The sequence below is a fragment of the Streptomyces sp. NPDC025651 genome (genome assembly GCF_055558735.1).
The window spans coordinates 818,580-837,973 of record NZ_JBVHLZ010000002.1; the positions used below are offsets into that span (position 1 = coordinate 818,580).

Sequence of the window (19,394 nt, forward strand, 5' to 3'; positions counted from 1 at the left end):
GGAGCTGCTCGGGACAGCTCCGAGGGGTTCGCACTGTGGGGTGTGACGTTCCTGTGCGGCGGTGCTTCGGTGCCGCCGCACAGGCGTGTCCGGAGGGTGCGCCGGAGGGTGGCGCTCCGTGCGGTGCCGCTTTCCGCGGTGCCGGTACCCATGGTGCCGTTACCCGCGGTGCCGTTACTGGGTGATCTCTTGACACCGGTACGAGATCTGACGGACAGTCAGAAACCCTTGCCGGTACGAGATGGAGAGGCCGCCGCCGTGCACCTCGCCCCCACCGAACGCCAGCGGCACCTGCGCGCGCAACTGCGCGCCTACTTCCGGGACGTGATGCCCGACGGGCCGCCCGACAGCACGGACGTGACGGAGCAGCGCCGCCTGCTGCGGCGCATCGGTGCCGACGGGATGCTCGGACTCGGCTGGCCCGTGGCGTACGGCGGCCGAGGGCGGGGCGCCGACGAGCAGTTCGTGTTCTTCGACGAGGCGTATCGAGCGGGCGCGCCGGTGTCGATGGTCACCCTGAACACGGTCGGGCCGACCCTGATGAAGTACGGCACCGAGGAGCAGAAGGCGGCCTTCCTGCCCCGCATCCTCAGCGGCGACCTCGTCTTCGCCATCGGCTACAGCGAGCCGTCCGCGGGCACGGATCTGGCCGCGCTGCGGACCAGGGCCGTGCGCGACGGGGACGGCTGGCTGATCGACGGCCAGAAGGTCTTCACCTCGAACGCGCAGAACGCCGACTGGATCTGGCTGGCCTGCCGCACCGACCCCGACGCCCCCAAGCACCGGGGCATCTCGATCGTTCTCGTGCCGACGGACGCGCCCGGGTTCTCCTGGACGCCGATCGAGACGGTGGGCGGCCTCACGACGACCGCGACCTACTACGACGGGATCCGGGTGCCCGCCGGGAACCTCGTCGGCGAGGAGAACGGCGGCTGGGGCCTCATCACCAACCAGCTGAACCACGAGCGGGTGGCGCTCGCCGCGATCGGCATGCAGGCCGAGGACTTCTACGCCGCGGCACTGGACTTCGCGCGTACACCCGATCCGGTGACGGGCGGGCGCCGGATTGACGCTCCGTGGGTGCGGTCGAGGCTGGCCGAGGCGCATGCGCGGCTGGCGGCGACGCGCCTGCTCAACTGGCGTCTGGTGGGGGATGTGGGGGCGGACCGGCTGGCGCCCGGCGACGCGAGCGGCGTGAAGTTCATGGGAACCGAATCGGCCGTGGAGGTGTACCGAATGTGTCAGGAGATCACGGGCGAGCCCGGGCTCGTACGGGCCGGTTCGCCGGGTGAGTTCGGGGGCGGGGAGCTGGAGCGGATGAACAGGGCCGCGCAGATCAACACGTTCGGGGGCGGGGTGAGCGAGGTGCAGCGGGAGATCGTCGCGACGATGCGGCTCGGCATGCGGAGGGGACGGCGGTGACGACCACATCCACATCGCGGAGCGCGGGCGAGCACACTCACCAGGACATCGCGTACGAGGAGTTGAAGGCCTTCGAGGGCAGGCCGGCGGCCGAGGCGGGGCTCGGCAAGGACCCGGTCAACACGCCGATGATCAGGCACTGGTGCGAGGCCATGGGCGACACCAGCCCCGCGTACAGGGGCGCGGACCCCGTGGCGCCGCCGACGATGCTGCAGGCCTGGACGATGGGCGGCCTCTCCGGGCACGAGGGCCGTTCGCAGGCGTACGACGACCTGTTCGCGCTGCTCGACGCCGCCGGGTACACCTCGGTGGTCGCCACCGACTGCGAGCAGGAGTACCTGCGGGCGCTGCGGCCGGGCGACGAGATCACCTTCGACGCGGTGATCGAGTCGGTGTCACAGCGCAAGACGACCAAGCTCGGCACGGGCCACTTCGTCACGACGCGGATGGACGTCCGCGCGGGCGGCGAGCTCGCGGGCACGCACCGCTTCCGGATCCTCAAGTACGCCCCGGCGCAGCGCGGTCCGAGGGGCAAACGCCCCCGCCCGGTCGTCAACCGCGACAACGCGGGATTCTGGGAGGGCGTCACCGAGCACCGCCTGCTGATCCAGCGCTGCGGCGGCTGCGGTGAACTCCGCTTCCCGTGGCTGCCGGGGTGCAACGCCTGCGGCTCGCCCGAGTGGGACACGGTCGAGGCGAGCGGCGAGGGCACCGTCTATTCGTACGTCGTGATGCACCACCCGCCCTTCCCGGCCTTCGATCCCCCCTATGCCGTGGGGCTCGTCGAGCTGGCGGAGGGCGTGCGGATCGTCAGCAACGTGATCGGGGTGCCGTGCGACAAGGTGCGGATCGGGCTGCCCGTACGGCTCGAATTCCAGCGTGTGGACGCGGAGTTGGAGCTGCCGGTGTTCCGGGCCCTGGAGGAGACGTCGGGGGGTGAGCTCTGACATGGACTTCACGCCCACGGAGGAGCAGGCGGCCGCGCGCGACCTCGCCCGGGAGATCTTCACCGACCTGGCGACACCGGAGCGCCTGGCCGCGGCGGGGACGGGCTCGGACGCCGAGCTGTGGAAGGCGCTGTGCGCGGCGGGGCTGCCGGGCGCGGTGGAGGACACCGGGCTGCTCGGCCTCGTGCTTCTCCTGGAGGAACAGGGGCGGGTGACGGCCCAGGTGCCGTTCGCGGCAAGCTGTGTCTACGGCCTGCTGGCCATCGCCGCCCACGGCACGGCCGAGCAGCGGGACCGGCTGCTGCCCGCCCTGAGGCAGGGCGACGCGGTCGCCACGGGCGCGTTTGTGGCCCGGGGCGGTGTGGCGGCGTCCGCGGACGGGGAGTTGAGCGGCACGGTGCCGTGGGTGCCGTGGCTGAGGGATGCCACGCAGGTCCTGGTGGCCGCGGCCGACCGGAGCCTGTGGCTGGTGCGGGTCGCCGACGCGCGGGTGGAGCCGGTCGAGCTGACGGCGCCCTGGGCGGCGGGGCGGCTCGCCCTGGACCGGTCCCCCGGGGAGCGGCTCGGCGGCGCGGCGGCGTACGAGGACGTGCGGGCCACCGCGCGCACGGCCTTCGCGGGGCTCCAGGCCGGGGTGTGCGCGGGGTCGCTGGCCCGCGCCGTGGCCCATACGAACGAGCGGGAGCAGTTCGGGCGCCCCCTCGCCGCCAAGCAGGGCGTCCAACTCCGCGCGGCGGACGCCCACATGGACACCGAGGCGATCCGCGTCACGGCCTACGAAGCGGCCTGGCGCCGCGACACCGGCCTGCCGTACGACACGCACGCGCTGACCGCCGCCTGGTGGGCGTCGGAGGCGGGCAAGCGCGTCGTGCACGCGGGCCAGCATCTGCACGGCGGCATGGGCGCCGACCTCGACCACCCCGTGCACCGGCACTTTCTCTGGGGGCGGCAGTTGGACGCGTATCTGGGCTGCGGGAGCGAAGTCCTTGAGGAACTGGGTCAGTTGATCGCACAGTCCCGGGAGGGGGAGTCGGCATGAGGACGGGTGAGGAGCTGCCGCCGCTGGAGATCCCGATCACGCGCACGCTGATCGTCGCCGGAGCCGTCGCGTCCCGCGACTACCAGGACGTGCATCACGACGCGGAGCTCGCGAAGGCGAAGGGATCGCCCGACATCTTCATGAACATCCTGACGACCAACGGCCTCGTCGGGCGCTACATCACCGACCACTTCGGCCCCTCCGCCGTCCTGCGCAAGGTGGCGATCAGGCTCGGGGCACCCAACTACCCGGGGGACACGATGGTGTTGACCGGCTCCATCGGCCACGTCGAGTCCACCCCCGAGGGCGACACGGCCACCGTCCGGGTCGTCGGGGCCAACGCCATCGGCAAGCACGTCACCGGCACGGTCACGGTGACCGTCCCCGCGGGAGGTGCCGCATGAGCGTCCGCGCGCGGGACAGCCTCGGCGGAAGGGCCGCGATCGTCGGAATCGGGGCCACGGAGTTCTCCAAGGACTCCGGGCGCAGCGAGCTCAAGCTGGCCGTGGAGGCGGTGGGCGCCGCGCTCGACGACGCCGGGCTCACCCCCGCCGACGTCGACGGCATGGTCACCTTCACCATGGACACCAGCCCGGAGATCACCGTCGCCCAGGCGGCCGGCGTCGGCGAGCTGTCCTTCTTCTCCCGCGTCCACTACGGCGGCGGCGCGGCCTGCGCCACCGTCCAGCAGGCGGCCCTCGCGGTGGCGACGGGAGTGGCCGAAGTGGTCGTCTGTTACCGCGCGTTCAACGAACGCTCCGGGCGGAGATTCGGCTCGGGAGTGCAGCGCCGCGAGCCGTCGGCGGAGGGGGCCGCGCTCGGCTGGTCCCTGCCGTTCGGCCTGCTCACCCCCGCCTCCTGGGTGGCGATGGCGGCCCAGCGCTATCTGCACACCTACGGCCTGACCCCGGACGCCTTCGGCCACGTCGCGGTCACCGACCGGAAGTACGCGGCCACCAACCCCGCGGCGTACTTCCACGGCAAGCCGATCACGCTCGCCGACCACGCCGCGTCCCGCTGGATCGTCGAGCCCCTGCGGCTCCTGGACTGCTGCCAGGAGACGGACGGCGGACAGGCGGTCGTCGTCACGAGCGTGGAGCGGGCCCGCGATCTGCCGCACCCCCCGGCCGTGATCACGGCGGCGGCCCAGGGCGCGGGCAGGGCGCAGGAGCAGATGACCAGCTTCTACCGCGACGACCTGAGCGGCCTGCCCGAAATGAGCGTGGTGGCACGGCAGTTGTGGCGCACCTCCGGCCTCGCCCCGAGCGACATCGACGTCGGGATCCTGTACGACCACTTCACTCCGTTCGTGCTGATGCAGCTGGAGGAGTTCGGGTTCTGCGCGCCCGGCGAGGCCGCGGGCTTCGTCGCCGAGGAGAGTCTGCCGCTGAACACGCACGGCGGACAGCTGGGCGAGGCGTATCTCCACGGCATGAACGGCATAGCGGAGGCCGTCCGGCAGGTCCGCGGCACCGCGGTGAACCAGATACCGGACGTCGCCCGCACCCTGGTCACCGCGGGCACCGGCGTCCCCACATCGGGGCTGATTCTGGGGTCGGACGGCTGAACGTGGCGCGTGTCCCGGGCCCGCGCGAAGGCCCGGGCCGTTCACTCGCCCTATGCGCCTCCGAAAGATGATCATTGGACTTGTCCTCGTCCTGACGACCCTGACCATGGACCTGGCCGCGGCGCCACCGGGCGCCGCGACCGACCGTGCCGAGGGGGCGGCCGTCAACCGCGCCAAGGTGGTGACCTTCAAGGGCTGGGCCTTCGACACCTGCACCACCCAGTCCACCGACACCATGCGGCGCTGGCGGAAGTCCAGCTATCGCGCGGTCGGCGTCTACTACGGCGGCCGCGGCCGGGCCTGCAAGCGCCAACCACACCTGAACCGCGGCTGGATGCGCGCGGTGAAGCGGATGGGCTGGCGGGTCCTGCCGGTCTACGTGGGATCGCAGTCGCCCTGTGTCGTGGCGGAGAACAAGAAGGGCGTCCGCATCGGACGGCACCCCTGGAGCCAGGGCAAGCGGGAAGGACGTGACGCGGTACGCAGGGCGAAGGCACTCGGCATCCGGCGGCTCAGCCCGCTCTACCTGGACATGGAGGCGTACACCTATCGGAAGAAGAACTGCGCACGCACCACGCTCTCCTTCGTCCGCGCCTGGGACCGCGAAGTACGCAGGTTCGGCTACGTCCCCGGCTTCTACAGCAGCGCCGACTCCGGTGTGCGGCACATGGAGGAGGCACGGCGTGCGGGCGTGCGGGATCTGCCGTCGGTCATGTGGTTCGCGCGCTGGCACACCCGGCCGCACCTGTACCGCGAGCCCTCGTTGCGGCGCCACGCCTGGCGTCCGGCCCGGCGTATCCACCAGTACGCGGGTAACGTGAAGGAGCGGCACGGCGGCCGCACGCTGATGATCGACCGCAACCTGATGCACGCCCCCGTGGCCCGCGTCCGCTAGCCGCCGCTCCGGCCGGGAGCGGGGTGCGCGCCGGGCGGATTTGGGGGACGAACCCTCAGGGGGTGTGCTCCGCCTCCTCCACCTGTAGGAGGTGAGGGCAGCCCCACTCGTACAACCTGAGGCGGACACTGCTTCGGGACCTGCGGCCGATCCGGAGAAGTAGGGGGCGCTTCTAGCGTGGAGCCATGACCGCATCCATGGTGTCCGTGTGCACCAGCGCATCGAAGGCCGCGACGCGGCGCACGGGTCCGGCGCGGGCCACCGGGCCCTCGGCGTACCCGTCGTTCGCGTCCTACGTGCGGGCGCGCCAGCCCGTACTGCTGCGCACCGCCCGCTCGCTGACCGCGAATCCGAGCGATGCCGAGGACCTGCTGCAGACCGCGCTCACCAAGACGTACGTCGCGTGGGACCGGATCGAGGACCACCGCGCCCTCGACGGCTATGTGCGCCGGGCCCTGCTGAACACGCGCACGTCGCAGTGGCGCAAGCGCAAGGTCGACGAGTTCGCGTGCGACGAGCTGCCGGAGCCCGATGTGACGCCGGCCGGGGACCCGGCCGAGCAGCAGGTGCTCAGGGACGCGATGTGGCGCGCGATCATGAAGCTGCCCGCGCGGCAGCGGGCGATGGTCGTCCTCAGGTATTACGAGGACCTCAGCGAGGTCCAGACCGCCGAGGTGCTCGGGGTCTCGGTCGGCACGGTCAAGAGCGCGGTGTCGCGTGCGCTCGGCAAGCTCCGCGAGGACCCGGAGCTCACGCCGGTCCGCTGAAACGACGGCGCGGGGCCGCCGGGACGCGGCCGATGATCGATCATCCCCTGGAGTAGTGACATACCACGCGGTATGCGCGCAGAATCAGCGCAGCCCTTACTGCCGCGTAGGCGATGCCACCCCAGGAGGACGCCGTGCTGAGCACGATGCAGGACGTACCGCTGACCGTCACCCGCATCCTGCGGCACGGGATGACCGTGCACGGGACCTCGCAGGTCATCACATGGACCGGGGAAGGCGCCCCGCAGCGCCGCAGCTACCGCGAGCTCGGGGAGCGCGCCGCACAGCTCGCCCACGCGCTGCGCGAGGACCTCGGTGTCATGGACGACGAGCGCGTCGCGACCTTCATGTGGAACAACGCCGAGCACGTCGAGGCGTACTTCGCGGTGCCCTGTATGGGCGCCGTCCTGCACACCCTCAACCTGCGGCTGCCCGCGGACCAGTTGACGTGGATCGTCGACCACGCCGCCGACCGCGTCATCATCGTCAACGGCTCCCTGCTCGGCCTGCTCGCGCCGCTCCTCCCGCAGCTGACGAGCGTCGAGCACCTGGTGGTCTCGGGCCCCGGCGACCGCTCCCTGCTGGCGGGGGCGAGCGCCCAGGTGCACGAGTACGAGGAGCTGCTCGCCGGCAAGCCCACCGTCTACGACTGGCCCGAGCTCGACGAGCGCACCGCGGCCGCCATGTGCTACACCTCCGGCACCACCGGCGACCCCAAGGGCGTGGTCTACTCCCACCGCTCCATCTACCTGCACTCCATGCAGGTCAACATGACCCAGTCGATGGGCCTGACGGACGCGGACACGTCCCTGGTCGTCGTCCCGCAGTTCCACGTCAACGCCTGGGGACTGCCGCACGCCACCCTCATGACCGGCGTGAACATGCTGATGCCGGACCGCTTCCTGCAGCCCGCCCCGCTCGCCGAGATGATCGAGACGGAGCGGCCCACGCACGCGGCCGCCGTCCCGACCATCTGGCAGGGCCTGCTCGCCGAGCTCACCGCGAAGCCGCGCGACGTCAGTTCGCTCGGCCAGGTCACCATCGGCGGCTCGGCCTGCCCGCCGTCCCTGATGGAGGCCTTCGACAAGCTCGGCATGCGGGTCTGCCACGCCTGGGGCATGACGGAGACGTCCCCGCTCGGCACGGTCGCCCGCCCGCCGGCCCACGCCCTCGGCACCGACGAGGAGTTCGGCTACCGCCTCACGCAGGGCCGCTTCCCCGCATCGGTCGAGGGACGCCTGGTCGGACCCGGTGGCGAACACCTGCCCTGGGACGGCGAGTCGGCCGGTGAGCTCGAGGTGCGGGGCCCCTGGATCGCGGGCGCCTACTACGGCGGCGCGGGCGGCGAAGTCCTCAGGCCCGAGGACAAGTTCAGCGAGGACGGCTGGCTGAAGACCGGCGACGTCGGCGTGATCACCGCGGACGGCTTCCTGACCCTCACCGACCGGGCCAAGGACGTCATCAAGTCGGGCGGCGAGTGGATCTCGTCGGTCGAGCTGGAGAACGCGCTCATGTCCCACCCCGACGTCGCCGAGGCCGCGGTCGTGGCCGTGCCGGACCAGAAGTGGGGCGAACGCCCGCTCGCCACGGTCGTGTTGAAGGAGGGCGCGAGCGCCGACTACGCCGCCCTGCGCGACTTCCTCGCGGGCCGCATCGCCAAGTGGCAGCTCCCCGAGCGCTGGGCCGTCGTCCCCGCGGTCCCGAAGACCAGCGTCGGCAAGTTCGACAAGAAGGTCATCCGCAGGCAGTACGCGAACGGCGAGCTGGACGTCACGCAGCTCTGACGTCACACAGCTCTCACGTCACACAGCTCTCACGTCACCAACTGACGTACGGAGGTGGGCGATGCCGCATCGCCCACCTCCACCCACGTACGTCAGGGGTCAGTTCGTGCCGATCTTCGCCAGCAGGTCCACGATCCGGCTCTGCACCTCACCGCTCGTGGAGCGCTCCGCGAGGAACAGCACGGTCTCGCCCGCGGCGAGCCGCGGCAGCTCCGTCTCGTCGACGGCCGCGGTGTAGACGACCAGCGGGGTGCGGTTCAACTGGCCGTTCGCGCGCAGCCAGTCGACGATCCCCGCCCTGCGGCGGCGCACCTGCAGCAGGTCCATCACCACCAGGTTCGGCCGCATCTGCGCCGCGAGCGTCACCGCGTCGGCGTCGCTCTCGGCCCGTGCGACCTGCATGCCGCGCCGCTCCAGCGTGGCGGTGAGGGCGAGCGCGATCTCCTCGTGCTCCTCGATGAGCAGGACGCGCGGCGGGTGCTGCTCGCTGTCGCGCGGCGCGAGGGCCTTCAGGAGTACGGCGGGGTCGGCGCCGTACGCCGCCTCGCGCGTCGCCTGGCCGAGGCCCGCCGTCACGAGCACGGGCACCTCGGCGGCCACGGCGGCCTGACGCAGCGACTGCAGCGCCGTCCGCGTGATCGGTCCGGTCAACGGGTCTACGAAGAGGGCGGCGGGGAACGCCGCGATCTGGGCGTCGACCTCCTCGCGCGAGTGCACGATCACGGGGCGGTAGCCGCGGTCGCTGAGCGCCTGCTGGGTGGTGGCGTCGGGCGCGGGCCACACCAGGAGGCGGCGCGGGTTGTCCAGCGGCTCGGGCGGCAGTTCGTCGTCCATGGGCTGCGGCTGGGGGCGGTTCGCGACCTCGACGGCGCCGCCGGGACCGTCCAGCGGCTCGGGGCCCTCGTCGGCGTCCTCGTCCGGTGCGCCGATCGCGTACGCGCGTCCGGTGCCCTCCGTGGTGGACGCGATACGGGACTGGGGGTGCGCCCCGGCGGCCTGCGGGGGTTGCGGGTGCGGGCGCGCGGAGGCCTCGGGGCGCTCCTCGGCCGCGGGCTCGGGAGGCGTGGCCAGCCTGCGCCGGCGACCGGAGCCGCCGAGCGTGTGCGACTGCGCGGCGGCGGCCTGCTGCGGGTCGGCGGGGTTCTCCTGCCGCTGCGGCGCGGGCTGCGGCATCGGCCCGGCGCCCTGCGGCTGCGGACCGAAGACCTGGCCCTGCCCCCCGCTCTGCTCCGGCTGCGCGCCCTGCGGCGGCAGCGGGGGCTGCGGCGACTGCGGGACTCGGGCGTTCCGCGGCGGCTGCTGCCCCTGGCCGGGCGCGGACGTGCCGCCCTGACCGCCCTGCCGTCCCCGCTGCTGCTCCGAGATCTGCTGGCCGAACGGGACGCCCTGGCCGAGCGTCCGCACGCTGATGGCGCGCCCCTGCGTCGAGTTGGGGTCACCGGGCGCGGCCTCGGCGGGCAGCGGCTGGGCCGCCCTTGACTGTGCGCCGCGCTCGGGCGGGAGCGCCGCGCCCCGGGCGGGCGTCGGGACGCCCTGCGCCGGAGTGCCCGTGGAGTGCGGGGTGCCCTGCGTGGGGACACCGCCGGCCGGGGTGGTGCCGTCGGGCCACGGCTGCGGCTGCGGCTGCGGCGCGGGCAGCGGCCCGGACTCGGCGGCACGGCCGCTCCGCCGCGGGCTCTGCGCGGGCGCGCCGCCGGGGGCCGGGGAGGCCTGAGCGGCGGCCGGGGCCTGGGGGGTTCCTGGTGCCTGCGGGGCGCCCGGGACCTGAGCTGCTTCCGGGGCTTGCGGGGCGCCTGGAGCTTGAGCGGATCCGGGGGCTTGCGGGGTGCCTGGAACTTGAGCGGTACCCGGGGCCTGGGGGGCGCCCGGAACTTGAGCGATGCCCGGTGCCTGCGCATCCGGTACCTGCGCATCCGGTACCTGCGGGGCGCCCGGTACCTGCGGGGCGCCCGGAACTTGAGCGGTACCCGGGGCCTGCGGGGCTCCCGGCACCTGAGCGGCACCCGGAGCCTGCGGGGCGTTCGGGCCTGCCGGGCCTGCCGGGCCTGCCGGACCTGCCGGACCTGCCGGACCTGCCGGACCTGCCGGACCTGCCGGACCCGTGGGGGCTGCGGGGCCCACCGGGTCCACCGGGGCCGCAGGATTTACCTGAGCCGAAGGGGCGGCGTGAGCCGAAGGAGTGGCGTGAGCCGCCGGGTTCACCGGAGCCGCAGGGTTTGCGTGAGCCGCTGGGTCCACCGGAGCCGCCGGGTTCACCGGAGCCACAGGGCTTGCGTGAGCCGTCGGGTCAACCGAAGCCGCCGGGTCAACCGGACCCGCCGGGCCCACCTGGCCCACCGACCCCACCGGACCCGTGGGCCCCGCCGGACCCGCCGGACCCGCGGGCCCCACCGAGCTTCCCGGAGCCACAGGATTTCCGGGAGCCACAGGATTTCCGGGAGCCACAGGAATCCCGGGAGCCACAGGCCCCCCGGACTCCCCCGCACCGGCCGCCTGCCGGGACCGGCGGCGCCCCGTCGGGGCCTGCGTCGGGTGGGGCTGCGGAGGCGTGTGGTCGTCGGCCCCGGCGTGCGGCGCCGCGGCGTGGTGCTGCCCGGTGCCTCCCGGCGCAGCCAGGTCTCCTGGATCTCCTGGACCGTCCTGGACCGCCGCGTACTCCTGGCCTGCGTACTCCTGACCGGGCGTGCGGTCGGCGGCGGCGGGCGGCAGCGCGAAGACGCGCCCGCTGTTCGCCTCTTCCGCGGCGGCACGCTCCTTGGCGGCGGCCAGCGCACGTCGCGCCCGCCGCCCCGTGGGCCGTGCCGCGGCGTCGCCGGAACCGGTCTCGACCGCGGCGAGTTCGGCACCCGGAGCGGTGCCGGGAGCGTTCCCCGAGGACTCCGAAGGACCCGAGGCCAGCGCGGGCAGCGCGTGCTGCTCACCGGCCCGCCGGGCGCGACGCCCCCCGGAGGGGACGGGTACGCCCTGCGGCGGCACCGTCTCGCCCAACGCCGCCGATCCGGCCGCGTGTTCGGCCGCCGTCACCACGGAACCCTCGGCGGCGCTCGGCCGACCGCGTCGCCGCCCCGTACCGCCGGACGTGCCTCCGGGCATGCCGCCGGACGTCTCCGAAGCCTGTGCCGCCGCCCGCGGTCCCGCCTCCGGGGAAGCCGCCGGATCCGTCGCCACCGCCCCGCCGAGGGACTCGGGGCTCCCCGGAGCGGCCTCCGCCGCACGCCGGCCCCTGCGCCGTCCCGTGCCGGTCGACGGGGCGGCCGCCCCGCCTTCCGTACCGCCGCCGGACGTGTCCGGGGCTCCCGGGACGCCGCTCTCCAGGAAGGAGTCGACCGAGGAACGCCGGGCCCGCCGCCGCCCGCCGCCCGTGGCGGCCGACGCCTGCTCGGGCACCAGGACCGAACTGCCCGGAGCGGAAACCGCCCCCTCCGGAGAGGCGGCCCCCGAAACACCATGCTCCGGAGCAACAGCCCCCGCTCCAGCGGAAGCCGCCCTCTCCGAAGAGCCCACTCCCGCACCCGAGGAGTGCGCCCCGGAACCGTCCGTCTCCGAAGAGCCCGCAGAACCCGCCCGGATCGGCACCTCAAGTACGTACGCACTGCCGTTCATCCCCGGCACCACGTGCGTCTGCAGCACGCCTCCGTGCGCCCGCACGATGCCCCGGACGATCGGCTCGTGCACCGGGTCTCCCCCGGAGTACGGCCCCCGCACCTCGATGCGGACGACCTCGCCGCGCTGTGCCGCGGCCACCACGATGGTCGAGTCGACGTAGCCTCCCGCGACGCCGAGGCCCGTGCCCGGGCCGACATCCGCGCGCGTGTTGCCCGTGGCGTCGATCCCCGCCACGTCCGCGACGAGATGGGCGACCGCCGTGGCAAGACGCCCCGCGTCGACGACGAGCTCGATCGGCGGCGCGTGCACCGCGAACTGGGCGCGCCCGGGACCGATCAGCTCGACCGCGCCCTCCACACCGGTGGCGACGACCGCGTCGAGCATGACCGGCGTCAGGGTGAGCCGGTCGTCGCCCGCGTCGAGCCGCTGGAAGCCGAGGACGTTGTCGACGAGCGTGGTCATCCGGGCGTACCCGGCGGACAGGTGGTGCAGGACCTGGTTGGCCTCGGGCCACAGCTGGCCCGCGTCGTCCGAGGCGAGCGCGTTCAGTTCGCGGCGCAGCTCGTCGAGGGGCCCGCGCAGGGACGAACCGAGGACGGCGAGCAGCTGTTCGTGCCGCGCGGCCAGCGACTCGTACCGCGTCTTCTCGCGCTCGGCCAGCTCTTCGAAGCGGTCCTTCTCGCGCTCGGCGAGCGCCGCGTACCGCTCCTGTTCGGCGGCGAGTTCCTCGGCGCGCTGCTCCTCGGCGGCCTTGATCTCCTCGGCCCTGCGCTCCTGCGCGGCCTTGATCTCCGCTTCGTGCCGCTCGGTCGCCTCGCGCAGCTCCTCCGCGTGCCGGGCGACGGCGGCCTCGTGCTTCTGGGCCAGCTCGTCGTAGGGCCTGCGGTCGGTGAACGTCATCACCGCGCCGACCAGTTGGTCCCCGTCGCGCACCGGCGACGTCGTCAGGTCGACCGGCACCTTGGCGCCGCTCTTGGACCACAGGACCTGCCCGCGCACCCGGTGCTTGCGTCCGGAGCGGAGCGTGTCGGCGAGCGGGGACTCCTCGTAGGGGAAGGGTTCGCCGTCCGCGCGGGAGTGCAGGACCAGCGCGTGCAGGTCCTGCCCGCCGAGGTCGCTCGCCCGGAAGCCGAGTATCTGCGCGGCGGCCGGATTGACGAGGACGACGCGTCCGTCGGTGTCCGTGCCGACGACGCCCTCGGCGGCGGCCCGCAGGATCATCTCGGTCTGCCGCTGCGAACGCGCCAGCTCCGCCTCGGTGTCCACGGTGCCCGACAGGTCGCGCACGACGAGCATCAGCAGCTCGTCGCCGGTGTACCCGTGGCTGTCGTACGCGTCCCTGCCGTCTTCCAACGGGGAGCTGGTGACCTCGACGGGGAACTCGCCGCCGTCCGTGCGGCGCGCGGTCATCCGCGTCGGCTTGGTCCGCCCGCGCTGGTCGATGGTGTCCGGACGCCGCATGGATCCGGGGATGAGCCGGGAGTCGAACTCCGGCAGGAGGTCGAGCAGACCGCGCCCCACGAGAGCCGTGCCGGGTGCCTCGAACGCCTCCAGCGCGATCGCGTTGGCGTTCACGACGGTGCCGTTGGCGTTGACGAGGACCAGCGCGTCCGGGAGCGCGTCGAGTATGGCTGCGAGGCGAGCAGCGCCTCGGGATGGCCTGCTGCTCACGACGACGCTTCCTCCCTGATTACCGCTGCTTGCCGACTCGCTCAGGCCATCTTGCCCCTCGGCCCGTGGCGTGTCACGGGAGGGAGTCTACGGGGAGTGGTTGCGCGCGCGATGCCGGATGAGAGGGAGGTCGCACGCAGAAGATGTGAGTTTTCAGTACCGCCTGGTCACGCGGAGGTCGCGGGCAGCACCGGTACGAGAGCGTCCCAGCGCGACATCTCGCAGCCGTTGCTGCGGTCGTACGTGGCGTCGACGGGCCGCCCCTGCCAGGTCCCCGTGATGTGCGCGGTGGCGGGCCCGCCGTACTGCATCGTGCACATCGAGTCGGCCGGCACGGGCGCGAACGGATCGGTTCCGTAGACCGTGACCTCGTCGAGGCGGGCGCACGCGTCGGCCGCGTCCGGATGCGTGCCGCCCGTCGGGTGGCAGTTCAGTACGTACGTTCCGTCGCCAGTGCCCCCCGACTCGGTGACCGTCACGGTGAGCCGGTCGGTCGGGGCGACGATGCCCGGGGCCGGGGCGGCGTGCGCGGCGGCGGGCAGCGCGGACAGCGCGGCGGCGGAGGCGGCGGCGGTGAGGACGAGGCGGCGCAGCATTCGAATCTCCATGGGAACGAACGGGACTGGGACAGGTGCTCCACCGCCTCTAACGCCGTTCGCCGCGCGACGTTGCGGTGCCGCGGGACGCTTTGCCCTGCGGGCCGCGCGACTAGTACCGTGGGGGCCGCGATTGGTGACACACCACCTGGCTGTGTCATCATCTGCACGCACCCCCGCGCTCGCGCAGGTGTGCAAGCTGGAGGCGTCGCCTAGTCCGGTCTATGGCGCCGCACTGCTAATGCGGTTTGGGCCTTAAAGCCCATCGAGGGTTCAAATCCCTCCGCCTCCGCAGCAAGATCCGAAGCCCCGGTCCGTCTGGACCGGGGCTTCGGTGCGTCTGGGGCCCGACCCCGGGCCATGGCGCCCCCTGGACGGCATTTCCGCAGGTCACAAGGGGTCGGGCTAACGGATTTCACATGGCGGCGGCAGTCATGTAATGTTCTTCCTGTCGCCGCGAGCGGGCCGAAAGGCCGGGGAGCGGAGACGAAAACTCAACAAAACAAGCACTCGTAGCTTAACGGATAGAGCATCTGACTACGGATCAGAAGGTTGCAGGTTCGAATCCTGCCGAGTGCACAGTGAGCCGGAGGCCCCGACGAGAAATCGTCGGGGCCTCTGGTCGTTTCTGCGTTCCGTGTTCAGTTCCTCTCGGAGAGGGTCAATCGGGGCTACCTTCGCAAGGACGTAAAATCTGGACATCATGAGCAAGGTGGACGCCCCGGGACGCGGGGCCATGTGGTGGGTGCTGGTTCCGTTCCTCTCCGTCGGGCTGCTGACGGCCGTGCCCTTCGGGTGGCTGGCGGGGCGGGTGCGGCGGGTGCGGAACACGGTCATCGCCGCTCTCTACTCGGTCGCCACCGTCCTCGCTCTCGTGTTCATCCCCGAGGACGAGGCCGCGGTCGACAACTGGGCCGTCGTGATGGCCGCCTGTGTGTGGATCCTCGGCACGGCCCACACGGCCGCCGCCATGAGCGCGCTGCGGCGCGGGGCGGGTCGGGAGCCCAGCGTGGGGGAGGTCAACCGGGAGGTCCTGCGGGCCGCGATGGAGCGCGAGGAGCTGCGCAGGAAGGCCCGCGGGCTGCTGGTCGAGCATCCCGTCGCCGCGGCGGAGATGCGGATCGGGCGGCCCGACCTGCCGCGCACCTACGACGACGGCGGCCTGGTCGACGTGAACACCGTGCCCGCCGATGCGCTGGTGCGGCACCTCGGCTGGTCGGCCGAGCAGGCCGACGAGGTCGTCGCGGTGCGCGAGCGGCTCGGCCGGTTCGCGGACGGCAAGGAACTCATCGCGTTCACCCAGCTCTCGCCGACACGGGTGGACGCGGCGCGGGCGGTGCTGGTCTTCTCCGCCTAAGTGCTCATCGGCCTGAAGGCCCGCCCAGGATCAAGGGCGTGAGGCCAGGCCCGACTCCCGGGCCCAGGACGCTGTGTCCACGCGGTTGCGGGCCTTCAGCTTGGCCCGGATGTTGGCGATGTGGGTCTTGGCCGTGCCCGGCGAGATGAAGAGCTCCGTGCCGATCTCCGTGTTCGTGAGGCCGTCCGCGATCAGGAGGGCGCTCTCCTCCTCCCGGGCGGTGCGGGGCGAGGGGGCGCGGCCTCGGCGTTCCGTGGGCGTGGTCGCCAGGGTCTGCAGGAGGCGCACCGTGATCTGCGGGCTGATCAGGAGGTCGCCGGCCATCGCGGCGCGTACGCCCTCGATCAGCAGGCCCGGGCCCGAGCGCTTGAGCAGCAAGTCGCAGGCACCGTCGCGCAGGGCCGTGCGGACGTAGTCGTCGTGGTCGAAGGTGGTGACGACCAGGACGCGGGTCGGCGTCTGCTACGCGTCGCTGCTTCTGTGGGGACCGCTGCTGGCGGACGTCACCGCCGCGTACTGCCGGCGTCGGCGGGGCGGGCGGACCGCATAGGTGTGGATGAGGAGGGAGTCGCGGGAGTGGAGTGGCGTTGTGCCGGTCTCGGGTGGCCGGAGGGGAAGCCCGTGCTGCGGTGGGAAGGGGGCCGGCGCAGTGCCCTCGCCTACGGGAGTGACATCGGGTTCCGGGCCGTCGGTGAGCGGCGGTGTGTGGGGGCGCGGGGCAACCCTTGCCCCCTGCGGGCCGTGGTGCCGGGGCGGGCCACGCAGGCGCGCTGCCCGGAGTGCGCGCGGCTCGACCGGGCGTTCTCGGTGGCCGCGGACGGGGTGCCGGACGATCCGCGGACGTACCGGGTGTATCTCGCGTGGTTCGGGGCGGGGCTCGTCAAGGTCGGGATCACGGCGGAGGAGCGGGGTGCCGCGCGGCTGCTCGAACAGGGCGCCGTGGCGTTCTGCTGGCTGGGGCGAGGGCCGTTGATGGCGGCGCGGCGCACGGAGGAGCTGTTGCGGGCGGCGCTCGGGGTGCCGGACCGGGTGCCGTACGCGCGCAAGCGCGAGGTGCGGGGCGGGTTGCCCCGGTGGGCGGAGCGGGAGCGGGAGTTGGCGGGGCTCTACGGGCGGGCGACGGGGCTCGACGGGTGGGCCGAGGCGTTGGAACGGCTGCCGTTCGCCGCGGTCGACCATGAGGGGGCGTTCGCGCTGGCCGGGGCGGCCGCCGCGGAGGGCGTGGTGGCGGAGCTGGTGGACGGCGGGGTGGTCGCGGGCCGGCTGGTGGCCGCGGCCGGGCCCGACCTGCATCTGGAGGTCGCGGGGCGGGGCGTGCTCGTCGTCGATACGCGGGTGCTGGTGGGGTGGGAGCTGGTGGGGGCCGACGCGGGGGCCGGGGTGACCGTGCCGGTCCAGGAACTGACCGGGGAGGGCGGCAGCGGGGGCGCGGAGCAGGAGGGGCTCTTCTGAGCCGAGGCCGCCAGGGGGCACGGGGGCCGCGGGGGTGGCCAGGGGTCACAGGTGGAAGCCGCCCCTCGGTCGCAGGCGGAAGCCGACCCTCGGCCGCAGCCGAAGGCCGACCGTTTGTCGACCGGAGGGTCAAGTCTCCGCACCCGCGGGTCAAGAGGGGTGCCGGAGGGTGGACACGGGCACGGCGGGGGTTCGAGTGTGAAGTCATGAGTGATCACACCGTGGCTCCTGTCGGGCCCTTCGAACCGCCTTACCACGCAGTCGTCTTCACCTCCGTGCGCACCGCGGAGAACCAGGGGTACGAGGACACCTCCGCGCGCATGGACGAGCTGGTCCAGGACGTCCCGGGGTACCTCGGGACCGAGTCCGCCCGCACGCCCGGCGGCATCGGCATCACCGTCTCCTACTTCCGTGACGAAGAGGCCGTCGAGACCTGGCGGAGCAATCTGGAGCACCGCGCGGCGCAGCGGCGCGGGCGCGATGAGTGGTACGAGTCGTACGCCCTCCACGTCGCCAGGGTCGAGCGGAGTCACGGCTTTGTGCGGGCATAGCGGGAGCGGCGCGGGCAGCGCCACGGACGTCGCCGCCGTGCGGCACTTCTGGGAGCGGCTCGGTCTGCCCGGACTCGTCGACGTACACACGCACTTCATGCCGGACCGCGTGCTGCGCAAGGTCTGGGCGTACTTCGATGCCTACGGGGCGGACGGCGGACCGAAGTGGCCGATCACCTACCGCCACGAGGAGGAGCGACGGGTCGCGCTGCTCGGGGAGTTCGGGGTGCGGGCCTTCACCTCGATGCTCTATCCGCACAAGGCGGGCATGGCCGAGTGGCTCAACGGCTGGTCCGCCGAGTTCGCGCGCCGCACGCCCGGGTGTCTGCACACCGCGACCTTCTACCCCGAGCCGGGGGTGGGCCGCTATGTGCGGGAGGCCGTCGAGGCGGGGGCACGCGTCTTCAAGTCCCATGTCCAGGTGGGGGATTACGACCCGAACGACGCCTTGCTGGAGGAGGTCTGGGGGCTCCTCGCCGAGGCCGGGGTGCCCGTCGTGACGCACTGCGGGTCCGGCCCCCGGCCCGGCAAGCACACCGGTCCCGAGCCGATCGAGCGCCTCCTCGCGCGGCACCCGCGGCTGCGGATCGTCGTGGCGCACATGGGGATGCCGGAGTACGCGGAGTTCCTCGCGCTCGCGGAGCGGTACGGCGAGGTGCGCCTGGACACCACCATGGCCTTCACCGACTTCAGCGAGGGCCTCATGCCGTTCCCGAAGCAGGAGCTCGGGCGGCTCGCGGACCTCGGGGACCGGGTGCTGCTGGGGAGCGACTTCCCCAACATTCCGTACGCGTACGTCCATCAGCTGGAGTCCCTGGAGCGGCTGGGGCTCGGGGACGCGTGGCTGCGGGGGGTCCTGTACCGGAACGCCTCCGGGTTGTTCGGGGTGGAGTGAGGCCCGTGCGGTTTCTCAGGGAATTCACAGGTTCGCGCAAGAGTGCTCTCAGGGGCGCCCCGCAGGGTGTGGTGCATGACCACGACCACGCCTCAGGCGCGTACCGAACTGCTCAGGCCGGACGGGAGCCCCGTCCGCGTGCTCGTCGTGGACGACGAGGTGTCGCTCACCGAGCTGCTGTCCATGGCCCTGCGCTACGAGGGCTGGCAGATCCGCAGCGCGGGTGACGGCGCGGGCGCGGTGCGGGCCGCGCGCGCGTTCCGGCCCGACGCCGTGGTGCTCGACATGATGCTGCCCGACATGGACGGGCTCTCCCTGCTCGGCAGGCTGCGCCGCGAGATGCCGGACGTGCCCGTGCTGTTCCTGACCGCGAAGGACGCCGTCGAGGACCGCATCGCCGGGCTCACGGCGGGCGGCGACGACTACGTCACCAAGCCCTTCAGCCTGGAGGAGGTCGTGGCCCGGCTCCGCGGCCTCATCCGGCGGGCCGGCGCCGCCGACAAGCGCAGTGAGTCGACGCTGGTCGTGGGGGACCTGACGCTCGACGAGGACAGCCACGAGGTGACCCGCGGCGGCGACTCCATCCACCTCACCGCCACCGAGTTCGAGCTGCTGCGCTATCTGATGCGCAACCCGCGGCGCGTGCTCAGCAAGGCGCAGATCCTCGACCGGGTGTGGAACTACGACTTCGGGGGCCAGGCCAACGTCGTCGAGCTCTACATCTCGTATCTGCGCAGGAAGATCGACGCGGGCCGGGAGCCGATGATCCACACGCGGCGTGGGGCGGGGTACCTGATCAAGTCCGCCGTCCCCGCGCCCTCGCCTTCGTGAGACGTCCCGCACCG

Annotated in this window: 15 protein-coding genes, 2 tRNA genes and 1 pseudogene; 15 read left to right on the forward strand and 3 right to left on the reverse strand. The window is 73.0% G+C overall.

The features are described 5' to 3' along the window. The first annotated feature begins 258 nt into the window (after window positions 1–258). The 8 genes from ACZ4D5_RS11730 to ACZ4D5_RS11765 all read left to right on the forward strand — a co-directional run bounded on the left by ACZ4D5_RS11730 (window position 259) and on the right by ACZ4D5_RS11765 (window position 8,421). Window positions 259–1,422: an acyl-CoA dehydrogenase family protein gene (locus tag ACZ4D5_RS11730; RefSeq protein WP_467772275.1), complete on the forward strand. Its 1,164-nt coding sequence runs from the start codon at window positions 259–261 to the stop codon at window positions 1,420–1,422. Further along, entirely contained in the window at window positions 1,419–2,369 is a 951-nt protein-coding gene (locus ACZ4D5_RS11735; protein ID WP_467772155.1) for a bifunctional MaoC family dehydratase N-terminal/OB-fold nucleic acid binding domain-containing protein, read from the forward strand. Before ACZ4D5_RS11730 ends, ACZ4D5_RS11735 begins: the two co-directional genes overlap by 4 nt. 1 nt (window position 2,370) lies before the next feature. Next, window positions 2,371–3,408: an acyl-CoA dehydrogenase family protein gene (locus ACZ4D5_RS11740; RefSeq protein ID WP_467772276.1), complete on the forward strand. Its 1,038-nt coding sequence runs from the start codon at window positions 2,371–2,373 to the stop codon at window positions 3,406–3,408. After that, the gene (locus ACZ4D5_RS11745; protein WP_467772156.1) at window positions 3,405–3,812 is read left to right on the forward strand and encodes a MaoC family dehydratase; all 408 of its coding nucleotides are present in this window, start codon (window positions 3,405–3,407) and stop codon (window positions 3,810–3,812) included. The genes ACZ4D5_RS11740 and ACZ4D5_RS11745 overlap by 4 nt, the downstream gene beginning before the upstream one ends. Further along, entirely contained in the window at window positions 3,809–4,975 is a 1,167-nt protein-coding gene (locus ACZ4D5_RS11750) for a lipid-transfer protein (protein ID WP_467772157.1), read from the forward strand. Before ACZ4D5_RS11745 ends, ACZ4D5_RS11750 begins: the two co-directional genes overlap by 4 nt. A gap of 67 nt (window positions 4,976–5,042) precedes the next feature. Beyond that, on the forward strand, window positions 5,043–5,870 hold the full coding sequence (locus tag ACZ4D5_RS11755) for a DUF1906 domain-containing protein (RefSeq protein ID WP_467772158.1): 828 nt from the start codon (window positions 5,043–5,045) through the stop codon (window positions 5,868–5,870). A gap of 185 nt (window positions 5,871–6,055) precedes the next feature. Continuing rightward, window positions 6,056–6,637 carry a SigE family RNA polymerase sigma factor gene (locus ACZ4D5_RS11760; RefSeq protein ID WP_467772159.1) on the forward strand — a complete coding sequence of 194 codons (582 nt, stop codon included), beginning with the start codon at window positions 6,056–6,058 and terminating at the stop codon, window positions 6,635–6,637. 134 nt (window positions 6,638–6,771) lie between these two features. Then, window positions 6,772–8,421, forward strand: a complete 1,650-nt coding sequence (locus tag ACZ4D5_RS11765) for a long-chain fatty acid--CoA ligase (RefSeq protein ID WP_467772160.1) — start codon at window positions 6,772–6,774, stop codon at window positions 8,419–8,421. Window positions 8,422–8,520: 99 nt separating this feature from the next. Here ACZ4D5_RS11765 and ACZ4D5_RS11770 read toward each other — a convergent pair whose 3' ends face one another. Together ACZ4D5_RS11770 and ACZ4D5_RS11775 are read right to left on the reverse strand one after the other, a co-directional pair. Beyond that, complete coding sequence (locus ACZ4D5_RS11770) at window positions 8,521–13,698, reverse strand: PAS domain-containing protein (RefSeq protein ID WP_467772161.1); 5,178 nt, start codon at window positions 13,696–13,698, stop codon at window positions 8,521–8,523. A 167-nt stretch (window positions 13,699–13,865) separates the two neighbouring features. Then, complete coding sequence (locus tag ACZ4D5_RS11775) at window positions 13,866–14,306, reverse strand: SSI family serine proteinase inhibitor (protein WP_467772162.1); 441 nt, start codon at window positions 14,304–14,306, stop codon at window positions 13,866–13,868. 189 nt (window positions 14,307–14,495) lie between these two features. On the opposite strand from ACZ4D5_RS11775, the gene ACZ4D5_RS11780 reads away from it, so the two are divergent. The 3 genes from ACZ4D5_RS11780 (at window position 14,496) to ACZ4D5_RS11790 (ending at window position 15,651) form a co-directional block, all read left to right on the forward strand. Then, window positions 14,496–14,586 (forward strand) — tRNA-Ser (locus ACZ4D5_RS11780). A gap of 214 nt (window positions 14,587–14,800) precedes the next feature. After that, window positions 14,801–14,873: transfer RNA gene (locus ACZ4D5_RS11785), tRNA-Arg, on the forward strand. Between the two features lie 124 nt (window positions 14,874–14,997). Then, window positions 14,998–15,651, forward strand: a complete 654-nt coding sequence (locus ACZ4D5_RS11790; protein WP_467772163.1) for a helix-hairpin-helix domain-containing protein — start codon at window positions 14,998–15,000, stop codon at window positions 15,649–15,651. A 30-nt stretch (window positions 15,652–15,681) separates the two neighbouring features. On the opposite strand, the pseudogene ACZ4D5_RS11795 reads toward ACZ4D5_RS11790, so the two are convergent. Beyond that, window positions 15,682–16,107, reverse strand: a pseudogene (locus ACZ4D5_RS11795) (LuxR C-terminal-related transcriptional regulator); the annotation flags it as partial. Between the two features lie 120 nt (window positions 16,108–16,227). Here ACZ4D5_RS11795 and ACZ4D5_RS11800 point away from each other — a divergent pair. The 4 genes from ACZ4D5_RS11800 (at window position 16,228) to ACZ4D5_RS11815 (ending at window position 19,380) form a co-directional block, all read left to right on the forward strand. Then, complete coding sequence (locus ACZ4D5_RS11800) at window positions 16,228–17,103, forward strand: DUF2797 domain-containing protein (protein ID WP_467772164.1); 876 nt, start codon at window positions 16,228–16,230, stop codon at window positions 17,101–17,103. Window positions 17,104–17,309: 206 nt separating this feature from the next. Beyond that, the gene (locus ACZ4D5_RS11805) at window positions 17,310–17,654 is read left to right on the forward strand and encodes an antibiotic biosynthesis monooxygenase family protein (protein ID WP_467772165.1); all 345 of its coding nucleotides are present in this window, start codon (window positions 17,310–17,312) and stop codon (window positions 17,652–17,654) included. Beyond that, the gene (locus tag ACZ4D5_RS11810; protein ID WP_467772166.1) at window positions 17,641–18,549 is read left to right on the forward strand and encodes an amidohydrolase family protein; all 909 of its coding nucleotides are present in this window, start codon (window positions 17,641–17,643) and stop codon (window positions 18,547–18,549) included. The genes ACZ4D5_RS11805 and ACZ4D5_RS11810 overlap by 14 nt, the downstream gene beginning before the upstream one ends. Window positions 18,550–18,624: 75 nt before the next feature. Beyond that, window positions 18,625–19,380: a response regulator transcription factor gene (locus tag ACZ4D5_RS11815; protein WP_467772167.1), complete on the forward strand. Its 756-nt coding sequence runs from the start codon at window positions 18,625–18,627 to the stop codon at window positions 19,378–19,380. Window positions 19,381–19,394: the final 14 nt, after the last annotated feature.

Coding starts and splice junctions, on each gene's coding strand:
- ACZ4D5_RS11815 (WP_467772167.1), top strand. CDS start 18,625: ATGACCACGACCACGCCTCAGGCGCGTACCGAACTGCTCAGGCCGGAC.
- ACZ4D5_RS11745 (WP_467772156.1), top strand. CDS start 3,405: ATGAGGACGGGTGAGGAGCTGCCGCCGCTGGAGATCCCGATCACGCGC.
- ACZ4D5_RS11740 (WP_467772276.1), top strand. CDS start 2,371: ATGGACTTCACGCCCACGGAGGAGCAGGCGGCCGCGCGCGACCTCGCC.
- ACZ4D5_RS11805 (WP_467772165.1), top strand. CDS start 17,310: ATGAGTGATCACACCGTGGCTCCTGTCGGGCCCTTCGAACCGCCTTAC.
- ACZ4D5_RS11750 (WP_467772157.1), top strand. CDS start 3,809: ATGAGCGTCCGCGCGCGGGACAGCCTCGGCGGAAGGGCCGCGATCGTC.
- ACZ4D5_RS11760 (WP_467772159.1), top strand. CDS start 6,056: ATGACCGCATCCATGGTGTCCGTGTGCACCAGCGCATCGAAGGCCGCG.
- ACZ4D5_RS11755 (WP_467772158.1), top strand. CDS start 5,043: ATGATCATTGGACTTGTCCTCGTCCTGACGACCCTGACCATGGACCTG.
- ACZ4D5_RS11790 (WP_467772163.1), top strand. CDS start 14,998: ATGAGCAAGGTGGACGCCCCGGGACGCGGGGCCATGTGGTGGGTGCTG.
- ACZ4D5_RS11775 (WP_467772162.1), bottom strand. CDS start 14,306: ATGGAGATTCGAATGCTGCGCCGCCTCGTCCTCACCGCCGCCGCCTCC.